The organism is Epilithonimonas hominis, assembly GCF_003730015.1.
Taxonomy (GTDB): Bacteria; Bacteroidota; Bacteroidia; order Flavobacteriales; family Weeksellaceae; genus Epilithonimonas; species Epilithonimonas hominis.
Map to the genome: position 1 here is coordinate 69457 of NZ_RJTU01000065.1, position 20253 is coordinate 89709.

Consider the following 20253-nt stretch of genomic DNA (forward strand, 5'->3'; position numbering starts at 1 on the left):
GATGCAGGAGAACACAGCTTTTAATCGGTCTTTCACAGAACATTATGAAGGCTGTGAACAATCAAATCCATATACAGGATAATGCCAAGATAATAGATGCGGCCTTCTAGTTTGATGTAATGAAATAATTTTGAGCTTCTGTAGGTCCGCATGGTACGTTCACTGACTCCAAGCAATTCTGCCACTTGTAGCTCTGTGAGAAGTTGTCGGCGGTCAAAAACAAAATCACTTGCAAGAAGTTCTTGTATCATTTGTTTCAGACTGTGTATAAGATGTCTGATAAAATTCTCACTGTAGTTTGGATAATTTTTCATAACATTTGGTTTTTTGATAAACTAATTTAATGAATTTTTTGATGGTAATAAGATATCTGTAAAATTAATTTGCACTGAAATTAGTGATTTCAAAAAAGCCTATAAATAATAGTTTATACAAACGTATAACAAAGCTTATAGAAAGCTTATAGGGAGCTTATAGGAAGCTTACAGTAAGCTTTTACATAATTTAAAAATAGTTTTGTATTGTTTTTGAAAGCTGGTTTTAAAGCCTTATAAATTAGATGGATAAAAAATTGGATTGACCGTAAAAAACTTACGATGTGGAAAATTTCGGAAAATTTTGGCAGGTTTCCTTTCACCTCTGGCGTTCCTCAATACCTTTGAGTTGTTAATCTTTTAATACAATTATCATGGGAAAGTTAAATGATTCCTTATTATCAGGTTCTAGTGGCAGAACTGGAAGACTGGTAGTGGCAAACGTCGCCGGCACTGAAATTTTAAGAGTGCGTCCGCGCAAGAAGACTAAAGAACCTTCTGCCAAACAACTGCTCATTCAGGAAAGAATGAAAAAGTGTTACGATTTCATTTTGCCCTACAAAGCCTATGCGTCATTGTATTTCGGCTACAGGCAAGGTATGCGCTCGTCATACAATCAGGCGATTACAAATCTGCTGAATTCATTCAAGATAGATTTTAATCTAATGACAATCATACCCGATTTTCCGGAAATTCAATTTTCAAATGGCAATCTTCTTGCGCCCATTCCTACGGATATACGCTCAGAAAAACCGGCTGAGATTACGGTAGAATGGTACAATAATGCGGCAGGTAATCCCGACAGACTCACGGATAAACTGCAGCTGTTGTATTATGACAGTACACAGAAGTCGCCTGTGTTTCTCGGAAATATGGCGGAGAGAACAGATACTCAGATTACGGTCAACGTTCCGCCTTACCTCACAGGAAAGGAACTCCAGGTTTGGATTGCATTCCTTTCTGAAGACGGCATGCAAGCATCAATATCTTCTTATGCAGGCAGTGTACTGGTTTCCTGAAAAAGAATAATCTGAAGTACCAATAGACAGGCAATCTCTTTTTTGGCAGAAAAGGGTTGCTTGTTTTCTTTATAATTACTGACAAATTAAGTCACATATTTTCTAAAATTTAATAATTAGAAACTTTCCTCGGTAGCCAAAACTAAGTTGATAGGCTTGTTAAGAAATGTTTCCATAAAGTGGGAGAGTCATTCTAAAGATACTTGTGGCCGATTAAGCTTATTGTTTCCGATGTTATCTGAGATTAAGAGCATTGTTTTCCCCATAGCTTCCGTTGAGGAATTAGCATTTGAAAATTTAAAGTTAAAATTTATGCCAACTGTCAAAACAACTATCTTTGCAAAAAAATCTTAAATGGCAAAGCTTTTCCGTATTACAACTGTTCCTGTGTCTGTAGAAAAACTCCTTGGCAAACAGCTGACGTTTATGAACCAGTTCTATGAGGTGACAGCAATATCGTCTGATAAAGAGGATCTGGAAAGAGTGGGGCAGGAGCTGGGGATAAGAACCAAAGCCATAGAAATGACGCGGAAAATTACCCCAATACAGGATTTGAAATCGCTTTGGCAAATGTACTGCTACCTCAAGCAGGAAAAACCGGACATCGTACACACGCATACACCCAAAGCCGGACTCATTGGGATGATTGCTGCAAAACTGGCGGGTATTAAAGTGAGATTGCACACAGTGGCTGGATTACCGTTGATGGAAACATCCGGTGTAAAAAGAAGGGTGCTGAACCTGGTAGAAAAATTAACCTACGCCTGTGCGACGAAAGTTTATCCCAACTCCTATGGATTAAAGGATTTTATTTTAAAAGAGAAATTTTGCCCACCGCACAAACTGAAAGTAATAGGCAACGGAAGTACCAATGGGATTGACACAGCTTATTTTAATCCAGCACTGTTTTCACCACAGCAGAAGAAAGAAATCAGGAAGCAATGGCAGTTGGAGGAGGATGATTTTGTATGGATCTTTGTGGGCAGATTGGTAAAGGATAAAGGGATTAATGAACTGGTAGCGGCATTCAGGCAATTGACAGAGGAATTAAATGATTCGGAAAATAAGCATACGAATAGTTTGGTAGATAATATAAGGAACAGAGCGCCCAAGCTTCTGTTGGTGGGACCATTGGAACCGGAACTGGATCCGCTGCTGCCGGAAACATTGAACGAGATGGAACATAATAAAAACATCTTAACTTTGGGATATCAAAAGGATGTTAGACCCTATCTGGCAGCGGCAGACGCTCTCGTATTCCCCAGTTACAGGGAAGGATTCCCTAATGTGGTAATGCAGGCTGGAGCAATGGAACTTCCTTCTATAGTTACCGATATCAATGGCTGTAACGAAATTATTAAAAACAACGAAAATGGTATGATTATTTCTGTGAAAAACAAAGATCAGATTTACAATGCATTACTCAAGTTGATGGCAGATCTTAGCTTATATAACAAATTGAAATCGCAAGCCAGAGAATACATAGTACAGCGTTATGATCAGAAATTAATCTGGAATGCCATTTTAGAGAATTATCGGGAAATGATAAAATAAATGATGCGTCAAATGCTTAATTTTGAGCGAGATGCACGAATGGTTGCACATCTTTTTTTTTTAATGTAACTTTGCAAAATATATATCATGAAAAAAATTCTATACTTTTGGTTAGTGGTTTTCAGCATTATAACCTACAAGGCGCAAACCACCACGTGGAATGGATCGTCGTGATCCAATGGTGTCCCTAGTGCTACAAAAGATGCAATAATTGCGGGAGACTACAATTTACCTCGAAGTGTTGGGGCAGGAAAGATAACAATTAATTCAGGCGTTACTTATTCAATTGCTGAAGGGTACTCTTTAACTGTTGCTGGTCAATTTATCAATAACGGAACAATAGTGGTAAATAACGGAGGAGTACTTATTCAAAGAAATGGATCTACATATTCAGGTTCAGGAAATTCGATTGTTAAAAAAATAGCAAAACTTAAACAAAAAGATTATAATTATTGGAGTGCTCCTGTCAGTGGTCAAAACCTATATAATTTTTCCGTGGGAACGCCTACTAACTTTATTTTTAGATATAATGAAGCCAATGACAGATTTGGGACAGCAGGCCTTAATACACTCTCAGTGTTTGAACCAGGTATTGGATATGCAATACGAGGTAAAGACGCGTACTCACCAACTGTTCCCACAACTGAAACTTTTAATTTTGTCGGCACACCGAATAATGGAAATATCTCTGTAACGCTACAAAAGAGTCCAGGAGAGGATAAAGGGTATAATTTAGTAGGTAATCCCTATCCTTCAAATATTTCTTTTAAAACATTAGCGAGTGCCACTGCAAATAAAAATAGTATATTTAACAAACAATGGCTATGGAGCAATTTAAATCAATTGAAAATACAACAGGGTTCAGCCTATGCAGGTAATAATTACGCCACTTATGTAGGTGCGGTAGGAGGCATTGGTCCAACTTACATATCGGGTAGTACGGAGGAAATAGCTTTACGTCCTTCAGGAAATACTAGAGTGGCACAAGGTTTTATAGTGCAGGCAAAATACAATAATGCCCCTCTAAATTTTACAAATGCGATGCGAGCTACAACCAATGGTGGGTCAATCTTCTACAATAAAAACGAAGGAGATGATGAGCCTCAGGAACCGGAAGAAATAGTGGATCGCTATTGGCTCAAGCTAATCAACCCGGATAATATTGCGAATAATATACTCATTGCCCACATAGCAGAAGCAACGAACAATTATGACGAAGATTATGATGCGTCATTATTTTCAATGGGTAATGATACGTTCTACTCGGTGATGGGTACTAATAAGTTGCAAATCCAGGCACGGGCACTTCCAATTAGTGATTCGGATGTCATTCCACTGGCGTACAAAACTTCTAAAGCGGGTAACTGTATTATTGCACTCAACGATAAAGATGGAGTTTTTAAAGATAATAATAAAGCCATCTATTTAAAAGATAAAGTAACGGGTACGGTTACCAATTTGCAGGAAGGATATTATACATTCAACAGTGAGGTTCTTACCGCACCTAACGATTCCAGATTTGAAATTCTTTATTCAAATAGTGTGTTAGCAGCAGATAATGCAGCAACAAATCAATGGGTGGTTTATAAACAGGATACCGACTGGGTAGTAAGAGGCAATGATAGGATTAATGGACTGGACTTGTATGATGCATCAGCAAAGTTAGTAAGATCATTGGCTGGAAATAATACAAGTGAATTGAGATTAAGTAATGTGGGACTGCTAAAAGGATTATACGTGATGAAGATTAAGACCGGCAAAGGGACCGTCACAAAAAAGTTACTGAACTAGTTAGTTTATACATGATAATATAATCAAAAGCCAGCTTAAGCTGGCTTTTTTTGTAAGCTGTGGAGAAGTAGGATTCTAGGATAAGCGCCACCTTAAGCTATTGATGATGAGAACAACCATTATTGGCATAACCTTTGTAAAATGTAAAAAAGATAATTATTAATGAAAAAATTTAAACATATGAAAAAAATATTTTTTGGAGCAATCGTTTTAGCCACAGGATTATTTTCAACTGCTAATGCTCAAATTCAAGAAGGTAATTGGTTGGTTGGTAGTAGTATTATTACAAGTAATTTCGGTCTTAATACTGGAGCTGGCTACAACATAGCATTACAACCAAAAGCCGCTTATTTTATTAAAGATAACGTAGCATTAGGTGCATATGTTGATCTTGGCATTAGTAAAACCACCAAAGGCAGCCCGACAGCATTTGATTATGGAGTTGGTGCTTTAGGACGTTATTATATTTCTCCGGGAGAAGCGGGAGTTGACAATCTTTTGAATCACGGTCGTTGGTTCTTCGAAGGTAATTTAGGAGTTGGTGGTTATTCTGTAGAAAATGGACCATCAACAACAGGACTTGATTTTGGCGTAGGGCCAGGTTATTCTTATTTCATCACACCGAATATTGGAGTGGAAGGCTTAGTGAAGTACAGAGGAAGAGCTGGATTTGGAAATGAAGGTCTTAACTCCAATATTACTTTCAATGTAGGTTTCAGTATCTATTTGCCAACTTCTCACGCCACGAGAATTGCTAATGAAATGAAATAATATCTATATTTGATAGTCAAAACATAACCGGCTTTTGTCGGTTTTTTTATTAATATGAATTATGGAATATATAAACACGATTTATAAGGTTTTAGAAAGATGGTACATCAGTTTTGCGGAATTGACACCAAGATTAGTGGTAGGGATTTTAGTTTTTTTATTTTTCCTTACAACCAGTAAGTATCTCAGCCGATGGTCAGTCAAGCTCTTTCACAAATTCTTTCCAAAAACAAAAAGCGATTCTGTCGTAACGCTTATTGCGGTATTCAAATTTCTGATTATTCTAATGGGGACTTTTATCGCATTAGAAATAATGGGATTCAGTGGTTTCTTTATGAAGTTCTTAGGAAGTTTGGGAGTTGCTGGGGTGATTGCCGGGGTCGCACTGAAAGATTTAGTTTCAAGTATATTCTCAGGAATGCTAGTGAATGTAGATAAAGCATTTAAGGTGGGAGATTATGTCATAATTGGCGGCAATTCCGGTACGGTGCAGGATATTGGATTACTGACAACAAAGTTGATAACAGATGATGGTAAAAAGGTGTACATCCCGAATCAGGTGATTTTTAACGCCCCGTTCTTTAACATTACAGCATCACCACAGCGCAGAATCATTATGGATTTTGAAATCCCGATTGGTGAAGATATTAACAAAGCGAGAGAAGCCGTCTTAGAGGAGATAAAGGCACTAAACCATATTGACAAAGCAGAAAATGCGGATGTGATATTCACCAATGCAAAACAGGGACTGTTCACAATGCAGGTCAAATTCTGGGTAGAAGTGGGTTTTGATTTTGGTAAGCTAAGAAGCGAAGCGATAGTGAAAATAAACGATAGATTAGCACGGGAGAGAATTAGCCTGGTGACACCTACCAACATCAGCATTACCCAAAATGCAGCAGCTAATGAACCGGATAAAGCCGAGTAGCACTAATATATATAATAACTAAAAAACCCGCTTCAATATTGAAACGGGTTTTGTATTGAGATAGCACTTAAATCATTATGCCAAAACTTCTTTTACTTTATTAGCAGCTTCTTCCAAAGTGATAGCGGAGTGAATAGGTAATCCAGCCTCGTCAATTAGTTTTTTAGCTTCTACAGCATTGGTTCCTTGTAATCTTACGATAAGCGGTACAGGAAGACTTCCCATCGCGTGGTAAGCATCCACAACACCCTGGGCAACGCGGTCACATCTTACAATTCCTCCAAAGATATTGATCAGAATAGCTTTTACATTAGGATCTCTAAGGATAATTCCGAAAGCCGTCTGAACTCTTTGTGCATCAGCAGTACCACCCACGTCCAGGAAGTTAGCAGGGTTACCACCAGATAATTTGATAATATCCATCGTAGCCATCGCAAGACCAGCACCGTTTACCATACAGGCAACGTTACCATCTAGTTTTACGAAGTTAAGACCAGCTTCTCCAGCTTCTACGTCCATTGGATCTTCTTCTCGCTTATCTCTAAGTTCAGCAAGATCTTTATGTCTGTAAAGGGCGTTGTCATCTAAGGTAACCTTGGCATCCACAGCGATAATTTTGTTGTCAGATGTTTTTAGAACAGGATTGATTTCAAAAAGTGAAGCATCAATGCCTATGTAAGCATTATATAAAGAAGTGATGAATTTTGTAAATTCTTTGAAAGCGTTTCCTTCAAGACCAAGATTGAAAGCAATTTTTCTAGCTTGGAAAGGCTGAAGCCCGTAAGCGGCATCAATGACTTCCTTATGGATAAGGTGAGGCGTTACTTCAGCAACGTGCTCAATGTCCATTCCTCCTTCTGTAGAATAAACAACAGTGTTTTTTCCAAGAGCTCTGTCTAGAAGAATAGAAACATAAAACTCTTTAGTTTCTGTCTCTCCAGGGTAATATACATCTTCAGCTACCAAAACAGAGTTTACTTTTTTACCTTCAGCAGACGTTTGTGGCGTAATCAGCTGCATCCCGATGATGTTTCCGGCGTTTTCTTTAAGCTTATCCATATTGGGAGAAAACTTAACACCGCCACCTTTGCCGCGCCCACCAGCGTGGATCTGAGCTTTTACAACCCAACCTTGCGCACCGGTTTCAGCAGTTAGTTTTTCAGCAGCAGAAACTGCCTCATCTACATTGTTTGCAACAAAACCGCGCTGGATATTAACGCCATATTTTGCTAAAATCTCTTTTGATTGATACTCGTGAAGATTCATATTATTTTTATTATATTATATTATGTTTATAAGATGGACAAATTTAATAAAAAGACCCGGAAGTTCAAGTTTATTGACTTAAAATTTAAACCTTACCGGACTTGATTTTTAACATATCTCTTTAATCAGCCTGTTATTCATCATTTTTTCTACATCGATTGGATAATGATTATTGTCAGGCAGCTGCAAACTTGCCCATATTAACATTAAATTGGAATGCTGAAATTATTGATTTCTATGGATTTAACGAAAAGATACACCAAAAACTTTGAAAGTCTTTTTGCAAATGCTACTTCACGATGATGTTTTTACGGAATGTAAGGTGTTTTTCAGTAGTTGTAATAAAACCCTGGCCTTCTCATAATGGGTTTGCTTTTTTCTTATTGGCAAGATGTAAAACTTCCAGAGTGCCAACTCCACAATAAAAATTGAATTGTGATTTTTATATCGTATAAATTTTCCCATTAGTGCTGTAAAGAAGAATTGTTACTATGATGATAGTTTTACTATTATAAATAATATAATTTTTTTTTCGGTATGTATTTTGCTATCAAGTGGTATAGTTATAAATTTAATTATGGAATTTCAGGTAAAATTTAAAGTCAACGAAAATCTTTATCTTAAAGATCCCGAAAATAGTGAAGTTGGGCGTGCTATTGTAAAATATTCAATTGAATTGATTCACCAAACTGGTTTCGAAAGTTTTACTTTCAAGAAATTAGCCCAAAAAATTAATTCTACAGAAGCTACCGTTTACCGGTATTTTTCTTCTAAACATAAACTTCTAACTTATATCCTGAACTGGTATTGGTCCTACATCGAATTCATTTCAAAACTGCGGCTTTATGAAATTAAAGAGCCGATGAAAAAAATGGAAAAGATTCTTGAGATCATTACACATAGCGATGAGATTGATGATAAAATTGAAGATTACGACCTTCCAAAACTTCATAACATCGTTATTGCAGAAAGCAGCAAGTCTTATTTGGTAAAAGAAATTGATGAGATCAATAAAGAAATGGTGTTTAATCCGCTGAAAAGTCTTTGTGGCTTTATTGGTGAAGTGATTTCCGAAGCCCAACCAGATTTTCCGTATCCGAAATCGTTCGCCAGTACACTTTTAGAAACGGCTCACGATCAGCAGTTTTTTAGCGAACATCTTCCAAAACTGACTGATAATAACAATAAAAAAGTAGAGCATAAGAAATATGTTTTGGAGTATTTACGCTTTATTACATTTAATTTGATAAAATAATTACACAAATGGATACTTCTCCTAGACAGCACGGCTACAATCTGTTTAAGTATGTTACTAAAGAGAAAAAAGACGTCACCAATATCTATTTTTACGCCATTCTGAACGGTTTGGTACAGCTGAGTGTTCCGCTTGGGATACAGTCTATCGTAAGTTTTGTGATGGGAGCTACGATGGCAACATCTATCTATATTCTGATCGCTTTTGTAGTGTTGGGAACCTGGCTTGTTGGCTATTTCAGGCTAAAAGTGATGCAGATTATTGAAAAAATTCAGCAGAAAATTTTTGTTGAATTTGCCCTTGCTTTTGCCGAAAAACTTCCGAAAGTAAATCTTTCCGCAACAAGAAAATATTATCTACCGGAATTGGTGAACCGTTTTTTCGATACTCAAAATCTGCAGAAAGGTATTTCTAAAATATTACTGGAAATTCCTACGGCTTTAATCCAAATCTTGTTTGGAATTTTGCTTCTTTCATTTTATCACCCTTGGTTTTTGGTTTTCGGAGCTTTAGTGATCATTTGTGTGATTTTCATTTTCAGATTTACAATGGAAAGCGGCATCAAATCCAGCATAGATGAAAGCGACAAGAAGTATGAAGTGGCATCCTGGCTGGAAGATATTGCGGCTTCTATTAAAATTTTTAAGCTAAATTCTAAAACCGAAATTCACGTTGCGGAAACTGATAAAAGAGTCGTTAAATATCTTAACGAAAGAACTTCACATTTTCGAGTGCTTGTGATTCAGTACAAAACTATTGTTGCGTTCAAGGTCATTATTACTTTGGTAATGCTTGTCATCGGTACCTATCTTTTGGTAAACCAACAGTTGAACATCGGTGCCTTTATAGCAACAGAAATCGTAGTGTTGACGATTATGGCAGCGGTGGAAAAGCTGATTATCAGTTTAGAAAGTTATTATGATGTCATCGCAGCCTTAGCGAAGTTGAACAAAGTAACCGACTTGCCGGAGGAAGAAATGGGAGCTATTGCTTTTGAAAATCAGAATAGCGGTTTTGAAATAGAGTTCAAAGAGGTGAATTTTGCATTCAATGATTATCAGATGATTTTAGAAAATGTCAATTTTAAAATCGCAGAAAATTCACTCAACGTTATCACAGGATCGCTCGGTGCTGGCAAATCTCTGCTTCTCAATATGATGACCAGTTTTTATGAGCCATCTTCCGGACGTATTTTGATCGATAAAATTCCGTTGAAAAATGTGGATAAAATATCGCTCCGAAACCAGATCGGAATGTTCCTGGAAGATATGACCATCATTAAAGGAACGGTCTATGAAAATATAGTTCTGGGACAAACCCATATTTCTGCAGAGCAAATTCTCGAAGCTTCTGAGCAAATTGGAATAGAAGATTTCTCAAGTCAGTTTAGCAACGGTTTTTTTACCAACATTAGCGAAACCGATACAGAGATTTCTTTTAGTTCTAAAAAGAAAATTATGCTGCTGAGGGCTTTAGTGGGCGAAAGAAGATTGTTGATTCTGGAAGATCCTTTGGACGGAATGGATGATGCATTTAAGATAAAAATGAGAGAACATCTTTCTAATCTTAAAGAAAATACCACCGTTATCGTTGTTTCCGAAGATCCGGAAATGATAGAAATAGCAGATCAGCATCTTCACATTGAAGAAGGTACAGTGAAAATTTTATTCAATAAAAATTAAAAAAAATGGAACTGCAATCAGTCAATCAAATATATCATATTCATAAAAAATCAAGAGTGAAAAGGTGGTTTCTTTTTATCTTTCTTGGAGGTATTATCGTGCTATTTTTACCGTGGACTCAGAATATAAAAGTACAGGGAAATGTTAGCACGCTTTATCAGGAACAGCGACCACAACAACTGAATTCTCCAATACCAGGAAAAATCATCAAATGGTATGTGAAAAACGGTGATTATGTAAAAAAAGGCGATACACTTCTTCAACTTTCTGAAGTTAAGGAAGATTATCTGGATCCGCTTTTGGTAAAACGAACTGAGCAACAAGTAGATGCGAAAAAAGGTTTGCAGAAATATTACGAGGCCAAAGTTGGAACCACCAATAGTCAATTACAGGCTTTAAATTCTGCAAGAGATTTGAAGTTGAGTCAGCTTAAAGTGAAAATCAGTCAGCTCAATAATAAACTGGCGGGAGAGGAGGCAGAGCTGGTAGCAGTAAACAATGAATTGAAAATGACCTCTGACCAATACGAAAGACAGAAGAAAATGTATGATGAAGGTTTGGTTTCGCTTACTCAGTTTCAGCAGAGAAGTGTTTCTTATCAAAATGCTTTAGCTAAGAAAACTGCCACAGAAAATAAACTGGCGCAAACCCGACAGGAAATTGTGAATGTAAGCATCGAACAAAATGCTACCATTCAGGATTACAATGAAAAACTGAGCAAAACCGAAGGCGACCGTTTCCAAAGTATGGGACAGATCGAGGGAAGCGATGGTGATATTGCCAAACTTGAAAATCAGGTGGCGAATTACCGCGCAAGACAAGGTTTATATTTCGTAATCGCTTCTCAAGACGGACAGGTGGTTCAAATCAACAAAGCCGGAATTGGGGAAATCCTGAAAGACGGGGAAAGTATTGCAACCATCGTTCCCGATAAAGTAGATTATGCAGTTGAAATTTACATTAAACCAGTCGATTTACCTCTGGTAAAAGAAGGACAACGCGTGATGTGTATTTTTGATGGTTTTCCGGCAATTGTGTTTTCTGGTTGGCCAAATTCCAGCTATGGTACTTTTGCAGGAAAGGTAATTGCAATAGAAAATAACATCAGTGCAAACGGAATGTTCAAAGCATTGGTGATTCAGGATAAAAACGAAAAACAATGGCCTCCGAAAATCAAAATGGGAACCGGAGTTCAGGGAATTGCGATTCTTAATGACGTTCCGATCTGGTACGAATTGTGGCGAAACATCAACGGATTCCCGCCGGATTATTATGAAGTAAAAACCGAAAAATCTGCGAAAGATGAAAAGTCTAAAAATTAAATTTTCAGCGCTTCTCATTCTGTTTAGTGTTCAGTTTTCTTTTGCGCAGGATTCTCTGAAACTTTCGCATCAGGAATTTCTGAATATTGTAAAAAATTATCATCCGCTAGCTTTAAAGTATCAGCTTCAGAATAAAATTGCCAATGCCGAAATTACCAAAGCCAGAGGAAATTTTGATCCTGTTCTCGCAGGAAAACTCGGAGAAAAAAATATTGACGGAACAAAATATTACGAACAGAAAAATGTAGAACTCGGCATTCCCACTTGGTACGGAATCGATATTACTGGAAGTTACAATTATCTGGATGGTGAGAAACTAAACAACAGCGAAACAAAAGGAGGTCTGTATCAGTTTGGTGTTACAATTCCTTTGGCGAAAAATCTTCTGTACGATAAAAGACGAGCAATGCTCGATCAGGCAAAATTCGGACTGAAAATGACGGAAGCCGAACAAATCGTTCTCACCAATGAACTTCTTTTGGATGCTGAAAATACATATTGGGATTGGGTAAAAAATTATGAGATCTACAAACTTCAGAAATCTGCGGTAGAGATCAACAGAAAAAGGCTCGAACTTACCAAAAAGACTTACGAGTTTGGAGAAAGACCGGCAATTGATACAGTGGAAGCTGCTTCACAATTGCAGAGTTTTGAGCTTCAGGAAAGAAATGCTTATCTTAATTTTGTAAAAAGTACACAAGAATTGCAAATGTTTCTCTGGAAAGATAAACAAGACTTGTACGAAATTGCTCAGCTTATTTTTCCATCTTCAAGTCTCGATGAACATTCCGGATATTCTGATTATGAATTTCTGTTGCAGAATTTAGAATCGAAACTGCTTCAGAATCACGCTTCATTGGAATATTATCTTCAGAAGCAAAATATTCTCGAAAGTGAAAGAAGGCTCAAATGGCAAAGTTTCCTTCCAAAGATTGATTTTACCTATAATTTTTTTAACAAAGAAAATTACAAATCTGATTTTCTTCCTTTGTTTGATAATAATTTCCAATATGGACTGAAGCTCGAGATTCCCATATTTCAAAGACAGGCAAGAGCAGATTACGAAATAGCGAAACTGAAAATTTCTCAAAACCAGCAGGATTCGCAACTGAAATTAAGAGAAATCAATACTAAAATAGAAACCTATAAATACGAAGTGACTAATTATTTCAGTCAGATTGATATTTCAGCAAAAAATCTTAACAATTATCAAAGACTTCTGAATGCGGAAGAAACGAGATTCGGCAATGGGGAAAGTTCACTATTTTTAATCAACTCCAGAGAAAATAAATTACTGGATGCAAGAGAAAAAAACATCGATCTAAAAGCCAAATTCCTGAAAAGCTACAACAAACTAAAATGGTTTAATGAGAATTTTCTAAGATAAAAGTCGGGAGAAGTCTAATAATTTCTCCCTACTTCTTTACAAAGTTCCAAATACTCTTTTGGCATTTCCGATGAGCCAAATCCGGTCTCATAATATTCGTCAGAATGTGGAATATAGATGCTGTACTTTTTACTAAATGGAAATATTGGAATGAAAAATAACTCGAAATAATTTTTGTAAACCGACACAATAGCATTTGCCATAAAGCCATTTTTCAGGACTTTACGGTCTTCTTTTCCTACGAGTTTGGTTTTGATTCCGAAGATGAAGAACATTAGTTTAATTAGAACTTAGCCTTAACAAAATACCAGATCAACATTCCCCAACTGATAATCATAAACAATCCACCAATTGGTGTAATTGGTCCCAAAAATTTCAGATTAATACCCCAATAATCCTGAAAACTTAAGAAATAAATACTCACTGAAAACAAGAATGCTCCTGCAATCATCAAAATCGAAATCCATTTTTCAGATGAGGTATCAAATTTCAAAATATAACCGACAATCAACAAAAAGAAAGCCGCATAAATTTGATATCTCACACCAGTTTCAAAGCTTTCCAATCTTTCTACAGATAATATTTTTTTGAAGGCGTGCGCACCAAAAGCACCCAGAATTACGGATAACAAACCGTAGATTCCTCCTATGATTAAAGTCAAATTTTTCATTTATAGTTTAAAATTTTAAAGATTAATGACAAAGTTCCGATGGCAATAAAAATCCAAGCGAATTTTTTATTCTGAGCAAATCCGGGATTTTTTGTCAACTTAAGAAATATTCCAAAAACCAGCATAAAAGCTGAAAGTGCTATTCCAAACATATTTTATTTTTGTCTCAATTTCTCCAATTCCGCAATCACTTCGTGATGACTTACTGTTTTATCTTTGAAATAAGTGACAAAATGTTGTTTCTCTTCTTCCGTTGCTCCAAATTGATTCAATATATTGAAAAGATGCATTTTCATATGACCTTTCTGAATTCCTGTCGTTACCAAAGAACGAAGTGCACCAAAGTTTTGAGCCAATCCCGAAACTGCCAAAATACTCATCAATTCCTGAGCAGATGGTTTTCCAAGAAGTGCCAAAGAGAATTTTACCAAAGGATGAAGATTCGTCAATCCGCCAACAACACCAACCGCAATTGGCAAGTCAATCCAGAATCTGAAAATCCCATTATCCGTGGTGCAATGCGTCAATGAAGAATATTTTCCATTTCTCGCTGCATAAGCGTGTGCGCAAGCTTCCGTTGCTCTGAAATCATTACCGGTTGCAATTACAACGGCATCCACACCGTTCATAATTCCCTTATTATGCGTCGTAGCTCTGTACGGCTCGATTTCCGCAATTGTCACAGCACGTTTGAATTTCCACGCAAATTCTTCATTAGAAATCCCGCTGTCATCTTTCAAATCTTCAATTTTACAAGAAACTTCAGCGCGAACAATACAATCCGGTGTGAAATTAGAAAGGATATTCATCACGATTTGAAGCGAATTTTTTTCCTCCTGCGAGAAACTTTCCTCATTGGCAACTTCTTCCTTCAAAGTCTTACCAAATTGTTCCAGACAAGAATTAATAAAATTCGCGCCCATCGAATCTACAGTGTCAAAGCTCGCTTTCAGCTGGAAATAGTTTTCCAGTTCCGAAGTTTTGTCAATCAGTTTGATATCCAAGATTCCACCGCCTCTTTTTCTCATATTGGCAGTGATATTTTCAGTCGCTTCCAGCAATTTTTTCTTCAGTTTAAAATTGAAAAAATGAAGCAGTTTATGCGGTTCCACATTCATCACAAAATGCGTGTGACCTAATTTTTCTGTGTTGATAATAGTTGTTTTGAAACCGCCTTTGTCCAGCCAGAATTTTGCAGCTTTGGATGCGGCCGCCACAACGGAACTTTCTTCCACTGCCATTGGAAGTGCCAGAAGTTTTCCGTCAATCAGAAAATTCGGAGCAATTCCGTAAGGCATATAAAAATTGGAAATCGTGTTTTCCGAGAACTCATCGTGAAGTTTTTGTAACGCCGAGTTATCGTTCCAGTATTGATTTAAAATATGTTGATATTCTTCGTTTCCTTCAAGATATTCATTTACGAGCCAGTCGATTTTTCCTTGTTTTGTTAATTTGGAAAAGCCTTCAACGGGTTTATGATTCATATAGAGTATTTATTTAATTTGATATGAGATTTTTTTAGTCAATTTAATTTCATATTAAAATTTTAATGATGGTAAAGATACTAATTTTATAGTTTTAGACTGTTGGTAACATTTATCATAAATTCTTGATATTTGTCAAATATGGAACTAAATTTGAAGTTTAGTTATGTCAATATAATATTAAATACTCAAATGAACTTCGACCGCATAAAAGAAAAACTCGAAATACTTGCAGACGCTGCGAAGTACGATGTTTCGTGTTCTTCCAGCGGTGGGAAAAGAAAAAACAATGGCGGATTGGGAGATAGTTCTGCAAGTGGAATTTGTCACACTTATACAGAAGACGGACGTTGCGTCTCACTTCTCAAAATCCTTTTGACCAATCATTGCATTTACGATTGCATCTATTGTGTTTCCAGAAAATCAAATGACATTAAACGTGCCGCTTTTACAGTGGAAGAAGTAGTGGATTTGACCATCAGTTTTTACCGCCGAAATTACATTGAAGGGTTATTTCTAAGTTCAGGAATTTTCAAAGATGCCGACACAACAATGGAACGTCTGGTTCGGGTGGCGAAAAAACTGAGAACCGAACACAATTTCAATGGTTATATTCATCTCAAATCAATTCCTGGAGCAAGTGACGATTTGATGAATGAAGCCGCACTTTACGCAGACCGACTTTCTGTAAACCTCGAAATTCCAACCGAATCTGGCTTGAAATTATTAGCGCCTGATAAAAATCGTGAAGATATGCTTCAGCCGATGCGAATCGTTCAAAAGGGAATTCAGCAATATAAAGACGAGAAAAAAATCATCCGAAGTACTCCTAAATTTGCGCCCGCTGGACAATCAACGCAAATGATTGTTGGCGCCACCAATGAAAACGATTTGCAAATCATCAAAGTTGCAGACCATTTCTACAAAAACTATGGAATGAAACGCGTTTATTATTCTGGCTATATTCCTGTAACTGTGGACAATCGTTTGCCGGCAATCACGGCGGAAGTTCCTGTTTTGAGGGAAAATCGTTTGTATCAATCCGATTGGTTGATGAGGTTTTATGGTTTTAAGGCAGATGAAATTTTGGATTCTGGGATGCCTTTTTTGGATTTGGAAGTGGATCCCAAGCTAAGTTGGGCTTTGAGAAACTTAGATCAGTTTCCAGTAAATCTTCAAACTGCGGATTATAAAATGATTCTCAGAATTCCAGGAATCGGTGTGAAAACTGCGCAGAAAATTGTGAGCGCAAGACAATTTCAAGTTTTGACAATTGACCATCTTAAAAAACTCGGAGCAGCTGTAAACAGAGCCAAATATTTCATTGATTTTACTTATGGAAACCCATTTCTGAAACATTTAACCGATTTGAATTTGAGAAAATTAATTATCGGGGGAAGTCAGTCAAAATTTCAGAATCAGTTTTCTCAGCAATTGACATTGTTTTAATTAAAATGACCACTCTTCTCTACGACGGCAGTTTCGATGGGCTTTTCACAGCGATATTTGAAGTTTTCGAGTATCGTTATCAGGACGTGGAAATCGTTAACAGAGAAAATTTCCAACAGAAAAATATGTTTGCGGAGATTCACGAAGTTGTTACCCAACAGGAAAAGTCGGAAAGAGTTCTCAATAAATTAGAAAAAAGCATTGGAAAGTCTGGAATTAATGATTTGCTTAGAGTTTATCTTTCCGAAGATTTAGAATTAGAACAATTGATTTTTTCTGCCGTAAAACAATCCATCAAACATCCAAACGAAAACATTCTTCAAAATTTTGCCAACGATGATATTCTGAAAATCGCTAAAATCTGTAAATCCGTCAGTCGGGAAAGACACAGGATGACCGCTTTTATAAGGTTCGAGAAAATGCAGGATGATATTTATTTCGCGAAGATTGACCCGGATTTCAATGTGTTGCCTCTGATTCGGAAACATTTTAAAGACCGATATGCCGATCAAAAATGGATGATTTATGATTTGCGAAGACATTACGGATTGTTCTACGATTTGGAAAACTGCGACTTTTTTTATCCCGATGAAAAATTAGATTTAAATCAATACCAGGAGAAATTCCACGAAGAAGAAAAAAAATACCAAACGCTCTGGCAAAGCTATTTCACTAAAACCAATATTAAGGAACGGAAAAATATAAAACTGCATATTCAGCACGTCCCGAAGCGATACTGGAAATATTTGCCGGAGAAATGGTGATTCGGAGCCGTCGCCCGCAGCAGGGATAGTAGCGGATATCCTTTTTTGCGCTGGCAAAAGCTTTGGCAAAAAGATAGCAGCGGATAGCCCGGCCGGCAGATTTGCATCGGGACAGCTTTGGAAATCTGACGAACTGCCCTAATTCTGCCCATTATTCAATTCTTAACTTACATCAATGTGTGGGAAATCTTACCGACCTAAATTTGCATCATAATTAACAACAAAATATTAAAATTATGGCAACTAAATGGTTATTGGACCCAACACATAGCGAGATCACTTTCAAAGTAAAACACCTGATGATCTCTAACGTAAAAGGAGAATTCACGACTTTCAACGCAGAAATCGATGCAGAAGACGATACATTCGCCAACGCAAAAGTTTCAGCTTTTATCGATACAGATTCTATTTTCACCAACAATACAGACCGTGACAATCACCTGAAATCAGCAGATTTCTTCAACGCAGAAGCTAACCCGAAAATCACTTTCGAAGCTTCAACTCTTAACGGTGATGTTACAGGAAACCTCACTATTAACGGCGTTACAAAACCAGTGACGTTGAACGTAGATTTCGGTGGTGTGAATGTTGACCCTTGGGGAAATACAAAAGCAGGTTTCTCTTTCGAAGGAAAAATCAAAAGAAGCGACTTCGGTTTGACCTGGAATGCAGCTTTGGAAACAGGCGGTGTAATGGTGAGCGAAGAAGTTAAAATTGCAGGCGAATTGCAGTTTGTAAAACAATAAAAGAATACAATAGTATTTATAGTTTGAGTTTTTTAAAGTATAAACAGAGTTCGCTTTGTTTATACTTTTTTTGATTTTGAGAATAATTATTTGGGCAGCTTTATCCGTCCTCCGTTCCCGCTTTTTTCTTTTTTGATAAAAAAGAAAAAGAGCTCCACTCAGGCCGGGCTGCAGATTCAATATAAAAACAACATTTGTAAAAAAATCGAAGATTTCAAAAAACTTAATTGTCCTTAAGTGGCTTTTGTGGTTTAGAGAATCAACTTAACTGTGAAAAAAAATCTGCTCAATCAGCCAAATCCGGAGAAACAAAAACTCAATCAAAATACTTTTTACATTATATATTAATACATTTTACAATGAACCTCAACGACCTTTCAAAAATATCTGATAATTTCCGAACCACAGAAAAAATGCCGGTTCTGTTTTTGGGACACGGTTCTCCGATGAACGCTATCGAAGAGAATATTTTTGTTCAGGGCTTCAGGAATATCAGCAAAGAAATTCCAAAACCGAATGCCATTATCTGTATTTCTGCGCATTGGTTTACGAACGGAACTTTCGTCACGGCGATGGATATGCCGAAAACCATTCACGATTTTTACGGTTTTCCAAAAGAATTGTTTGATATTCAATATCCTGCAAAAGGAAGCCCGGAATTAGCCAAAGAAACTGCTGAGTTATTAGCTCCGGTTTTGGTGGAAGAAGACCACAGTTGGGGATTGGACCACGGCGCTTGGTCAGTTCTCAGACATCTGTATCCAGATGCAGATATTCCGGTGATTCAGTTGAGTATAGATTATACAAAACCGCCTCAATATCATTTTGATTTAGCAAAAAAATTATCCAAACTCCGCGAAAAAGGAATCCTGATCATCGGAAGTGGAAATATTGTCCACAACCTCCGATTGATCGACTGGAAAAATATCGATACCGTGGGAGCGGGCTGGGATTGGGCAATAGAAGCCAGAGAAAAAACCAACAACTGGCTTTTAGACGGCGATTTTCAAAAGTTAATAGATTATCATAAACAAGGTTCGTTTTTGCAATATGCAGTTCCTACACCAGACCATTTTCTACCAATGATTTACAATCTTGGTCTGAAAGAAAAATCAGAAGAATTATCATTATTCAATGACTCGTTAATTGGTGGTTCTTTGAGTATGACATCGATAAGAATTGGTTAATACTTTTTCCGCAATGCTCCAGCGGAGCAATTTGTTAATAGCAACATCAGATAAACAAACAAAAAGCTCTGTAGGAGCGACCTGTTGATTACAATAAATTACAGGTCGCTCCTACGGAGTTTTAATTGATGATGAATTTTTATTTCTATTAATAGTTTATCCCTCTGGGATTTAGTCCAATATTTTCTCAAAACAAACGCTGTTATCAACTCCAACATATTGCCCATAATTGGGGATACTTTTATAACCGCATTTTGGGTAAAGCGCAACAGCTTCGACTTGTTTTTTTCCTGTTTCCAGAACTGTTTTTTCGTAACCTAATTCTTTAGACCACGTTTCTAATTCCTTCAAAATTGTAGAAGCCAAACCTTTTCCTCGTTTTTCAGGAAGTGTGAACATTCTTTTCACTTCCATCGATATTGAATCCACTTCTTTGATAGCGCCACAGGCAACAGCTTCATCATTATCAAAAATTACGACACAATTTTTGAGCATATCAATTTTGTTGTATTGATGATAGAAAGCGTGTTCTTCGCCATCTATTACGGCAAGATAGGAATCTAATTGCTTTACTAATTTTTGAAAATCTGGGTTTTCAGAGGTTGTTCTAAGGATTTTCATTAATAATTTCATTGAGGAAAACGCTTCGACTCCGCTCAGCGTG

The 20253-nt window shown here is 36.9% G+C and carries 19 protein-coding genes; 13 read left to right on the forward strand and 6 right to left on the reverse strand.

Features of this window, described 5'->3' with window-relative positions:
* Window positions 1-32 precede the first annotated feature (32 nt).
* Entirely contained in the window at window positions 33-314 is a 282-nt protein-coding gene (locus tag EGH73_RS10335) for a helix-turn-helix domain-containing protein (RefSeq protein WP_123281756.1), read from the reverse strand.
* Window positions 315-688: 374 nt separating this feature from the next.
* Between EGH73_RS10335 and EGH73_RS10340 the strand changes: the two genes are divergently transcribed.
* From EGH73_RS10340 to EGH73_RS10360, 5 genes are all read left to right on the forward strand, one after another.
* The gene (locus tag EGH73_RS10340) at window positions 689-1333 is read left to right on the forward strand and encodes a DUF6266 family protein (protein WP_123281757.1); all 645 of its coding nucleotides are present in this window, start codon (window positions 689-691) and stop codon (window positions 1331-1333) included.
* A gap of 354 nt (window positions 1334-1687) precedes the next feature.
* Window positions 1688-2887: a glycosyltransferase family 4 protein gene (locus EGH73_RS10345; RefSeq protein ID WP_123281758.1), complete on the forward strand. Its 1200-nt coding sequence runs from the start codon at window positions 1688-1690 to the stop codon at window positions 2885-2887.
* 342 nt (window positions 2888-3229) lie between these two features.
* Window positions 3230-4678, forward strand: coding sequence for a T9SS type A sorting domain-containing protein (locus EGH73_RS10350; RefSeq protein ID WP_123281759.1), 1449 nt, complete (start codon window positions 3230-3232; stop codon window positions 4676-4678).
* A gap of 180 nt (window positions 4679-4858) precedes the next feature.
* Window positions 4859-5449 (forward strand): hypothetical protein, encoded by a 591-nt coding sequence (locus EGH73_RS10355; RefSeq protein WP_123281802.1) that lies wholly within the window; start codon window positions 4859-4861, stop codon window positions 5447-5449.
* Between the two features lie 61 nt (window positions 5450-5510).
* The gene (locus EGH73_RS10360; protein ID WP_123281760.1) at window positions 5511-6377 is read left to right on the forward strand and encodes a mechanosensitive ion channel family protein; all 867 of its coding nucleotides are present in this window, start codon (window positions 5511-5513) and stop codon (window positions 6375-6377) included.
* Window positions 6378-6452: 75 nt separating this feature from the next.
* Here the strand turns inward: EGH73_RS10360 and sucC are convergent, their stop codons facing one another.
* On the reverse strand, window positions 6453-7643 hold the full coding sequence (gene sucC, locus EGH73_RS10365) for an ADP-forming succinate--CoA ligase subunit beta (RefSeq protein ID WP_123281761.1): 1191 nt from the start codon (window positions 7641-7643) through the stop codon (window positions 6453-6455).
* Between the two features lie 577 nt (window positions 7644-8220).
* On the opposite strand from sucC, the gene EGH73_RS10370 reads away from it, so the two are divergent.
* From EGH73_RS10370 to EGH73_RS10385, 4 genes are read left to right on the forward strand one after another with little or no spacing between them, the layout of a single operon-like run.
* Window positions 8221-8898, forward strand: a complete 678-nt coding sequence (locus EGH73_RS10370) for a TetR/AcrR family transcriptional regulator (protein ID WP_123281762.1) — start codon at window positions 8221-8223, stop codon at window positions 8896-8898.
* Between the two features lie 8 nt (window positions 8899-8906).
* Window positions 8907-10580 carry a peptidase domain-containing ABC transporter gene (locus EGH73_RS10375; protein WP_123281763.1) on the forward strand — a complete coding sequence of 558 codons (1674 nt, stop codon included), beginning with the start codon at window positions 8907-8909 and terminating at the stop codon, window positions 10578-10580.
* 5 nt (window positions 10581-10585) lie between these two features.
* A complete protein-coding gene (locus tag EGH73_RS10380) occupies window positions 10586-11902 on the forward strand; it encodes an HlyD family secretion protein (RefSeq protein ID WP_123281764.1) in 1317 nt (438 codons plus the stop codon).
* Window positions 11883-13289: a TolC family protein gene (locus EGH73_RS10385; protein ID WP_123281765.1), complete on the forward strand. Its 1407-nt coding sequence runs from the start codon at window positions 11883-11885 to the stop codon at window positions 13287-13289. Before EGH73_RS10380 ends, EGH73_RS10385 begins: the two co-directional genes overlap by 20 nt.
* A 14-nt stretch (window positions 13290-13303) precedes the next feature.
* Here the strand turns inward: EGH73_RS10385 and EGH73_RS10390 are convergent, their stop codons facing one another.
* From EGH73_RS10390 to EGH73_RS10400, 3 genes are all read right to left on the reverse strand, one after another.
* Complete coding sequence (locus tag EGH73_RS10390) at window positions 13304-13564, reverse strand: zinc ribbon domain-containing protein (RefSeq protein ID WP_123281766.1); 261 nt, start codon at window positions 13562-13564, stop codon at window positions 13304-13306.
* An 8-nt stretch (window positions 13565-13572) separates the two neighbouring features.
* On the reverse strand, window positions 13573-13959 hold the full coding sequence (locus tag EGH73_RS10395) for a DUF423 domain-containing protein (RefSeq protein ID WP_123281767.1): 387 nt from the start codon (window positions 13957-13959) through the stop codon (window positions 13573-13575).
* A 155-nt stretch (window positions 13960-14114) separates the two neighbouring features.
* Window positions 14115-15443 carry a hydroxymethylglutaryl-CoA reductase, degradative gene (locus EGH73_RS10400; RefSeq protein WP_123281768.1) on the reverse strand — a complete coding sequence of 443 codons (1329 nt, stop codon included), beginning with the start codon at window positions 15441-15443 and terminating at the stop codon, window positions 14115-14117.
* Between the two features lie 192 nt (window positions 15444-15635).
* Between EGH73_RS10400 and EGH73_RS10405 the strand changes: the two genes are divergently transcribed.
* The 4 genes from EGH73_RS10405 to ygiD all read left to right on the forward strand — a co-directional run bounded on the left by EGH73_RS10405 (window position 15636) and on the right by ygiD (window position 19589).
* Window positions 15636-16892 carry a putative DNA modification/repair radical SAM protein gene (locus tag EGH73_RS10405; RefSeq protein WP_123281769.1) on the forward strand — a complete coding sequence of 419 codons (1257 nt, stop codon included), beginning with the start codon at window positions 15636-15638 and terminating at the stop codon, window positions 16890-16892.
* Window positions 16893-16897: 5 nt separating this feature from the next.
* Window positions 16898-17656, forward strand: a complete 759-nt coding sequence (locus tag EGH73_RS10410; protein WP_123281770.1) for a TIGR03915 family putative DNA repair protein — start codon at window positions 16898-16900, stop codon at window positions 17654-17656.
* Window positions 17657-17892: 236 nt separating this feature from the next.
* On the forward strand, window positions 17893-18402 hold the full coding sequence (locus tag EGH73_RS10415; protein WP_123281771.1) for a YceI family protein: 510 nt from the start codon (window positions 17893-17895) through the stop codon (window positions 18400-18402).
* Window positions 18403-18761: 359 nt separating this feature from the next.
* Window positions 18762-19589 (forward strand): 4,5-DOPA-extradiol-dioxygenase, encoded by an 828-nt coding sequence (gene ygiD / locus EGH73_RS10420; RefSeq protein WP_123281803.1) that lies wholly within the window; start codon window positions 18762-18764, stop codon window positions 19587-19589.
* A 171-nt stretch (window positions 19590-19760) separates the two neighbouring features.
* Here the strand turns inward: ygiD and EGH73_RS10425 are convergent, their stop codons facing one another.
* Window positions 19761-20210 carry a GNAT family N-acetyltransferase gene (locus EGH73_RS10425; RefSeq protein ID WP_123281772.1) on the reverse strand — a complete coding sequence of 150 codons (450 nt, stop codon included), beginning with the start codon at window positions 20208-20210 and terminating at the stop codon, window positions 19761-19763.
* Window positions 20211-20253 lie beyond the last annotated feature (43 nt).

Coding starts and splice junctions, on each gene's coding strand:
- EGH73_RS10335 (WP_123281756.1), bottom strand. CDS start 314: ATGAAAAATTATCCAAACTACAGTGAGAATTTTATCAGACATCTTATA.
- EGH73_RS10340 (WP_123281757.1), top strand. CDS start 689: ATGGGAAAGTTAAATGATTCCTTATTATCAGGTTCTAGTGGCAGAACT.
- EGH73_RS10345 (WP_123281758.1), top strand. CDS start 1,688: ATGGCAAAGCTTTTCCGTATTACAACTGTTCCTGTGTCTGTAGAAAAA.
- EGH73_RS10355 (WP_123281802.1), top strand. CDS start 4,859: ATGAAAAAAATATTTTTTGGAGCAATCGTTTTAGCCACAGGATTATTT.
- EGH73_RS10360 (WP_123281760.1), top strand. CDS start 5,511: ATGGAATATATAAACACGATTTATAAGGTTTTAGAAAGATGGTACATC.
- sucC (WP_123281761.1), bottom strand. CDS start 7,643: ATGAATCTTCACGAGTATCAATCAAAAGAGATTTTAGCAAAATATGGC.
- EGH73_RS10370 (WP_123281762.1), top strand. CDS start 8,221: ATGGAATTTCAGGTAAAATTTAAAGTCAACGAAAATCTTTATCTTAAA.
- EGH73_RS10375 (WP_123281763.1), top strand. CDS start 8,907: ATGGATACTTCTCCTAGACAGCACGGCTACAATCTGTTTAAGTATGTT.
- EGH73_RS10380 (WP_123281764.1), top strand. CDS start 10,586: ATGGAACTGCAATCAGTCAATCAAATATATCATATTCATAAAAAATCA.
- EGH73_RS10385 (WP_123281765.1), top strand. CDS start 11,883: ATGAAAAGTCTAAAAATTAAATTTTCAGCGCTTCTCATTCTGTTTAGT.
- EGH73_RS10390 (WP_123281766.1), bottom strand. CDS start 13,564: ATGTTCTTCATCTTCGGAATCAAAACCAAACTCGTAGGAAAAGAAGAC.
- EGH73_RS10395 (WP_123281767.1), bottom strand. CDS start 13,959: ATGAAAAATTTGACTTTAATCATAGGAGGAATCTACGGTTTGTTATCC.
- EGH73_RS10400 (WP_123281768.1), bottom strand. CDS start 15,443: ATGAATCATAAACCCGTTGAAGGCTTTTCCAAATTAACAAAACAAGGA.
- EGH73_RS10405 (WP_123281769.1), top strand. CDS start 15,636: ATGAACTTCGACCGCATAAAAGAAAAACTCGAAATACTTGCAGACGCT.
- EGH73_RS10410 (WP_123281770.1), top strand. CDS start 16,898: ATGACCACTCTTCTCTACGACGGCAGTTTCGATGGGCTTTTCACAGCG.
- EGH73_RS10415 (WP_123281771.1), top strand. CDS start 17,893: ATGGCAACTAAATGGTTATTGGACCCAACACATAGCGAGATCACTTTC.
- ygiD (WP_123281803.1), top strand. CDS start 18,762: ATGAACCTCAACGACCTTTCAAAAATATCTGATAATTTCCGAACCACA.
- EGH73_RS10425 (WP_123281772.1), bottom strand. CDS start 20,210: ATGAAAATCCTTAGAACAACCTCTGAAAACCCAGATTTTCAAAAATTA.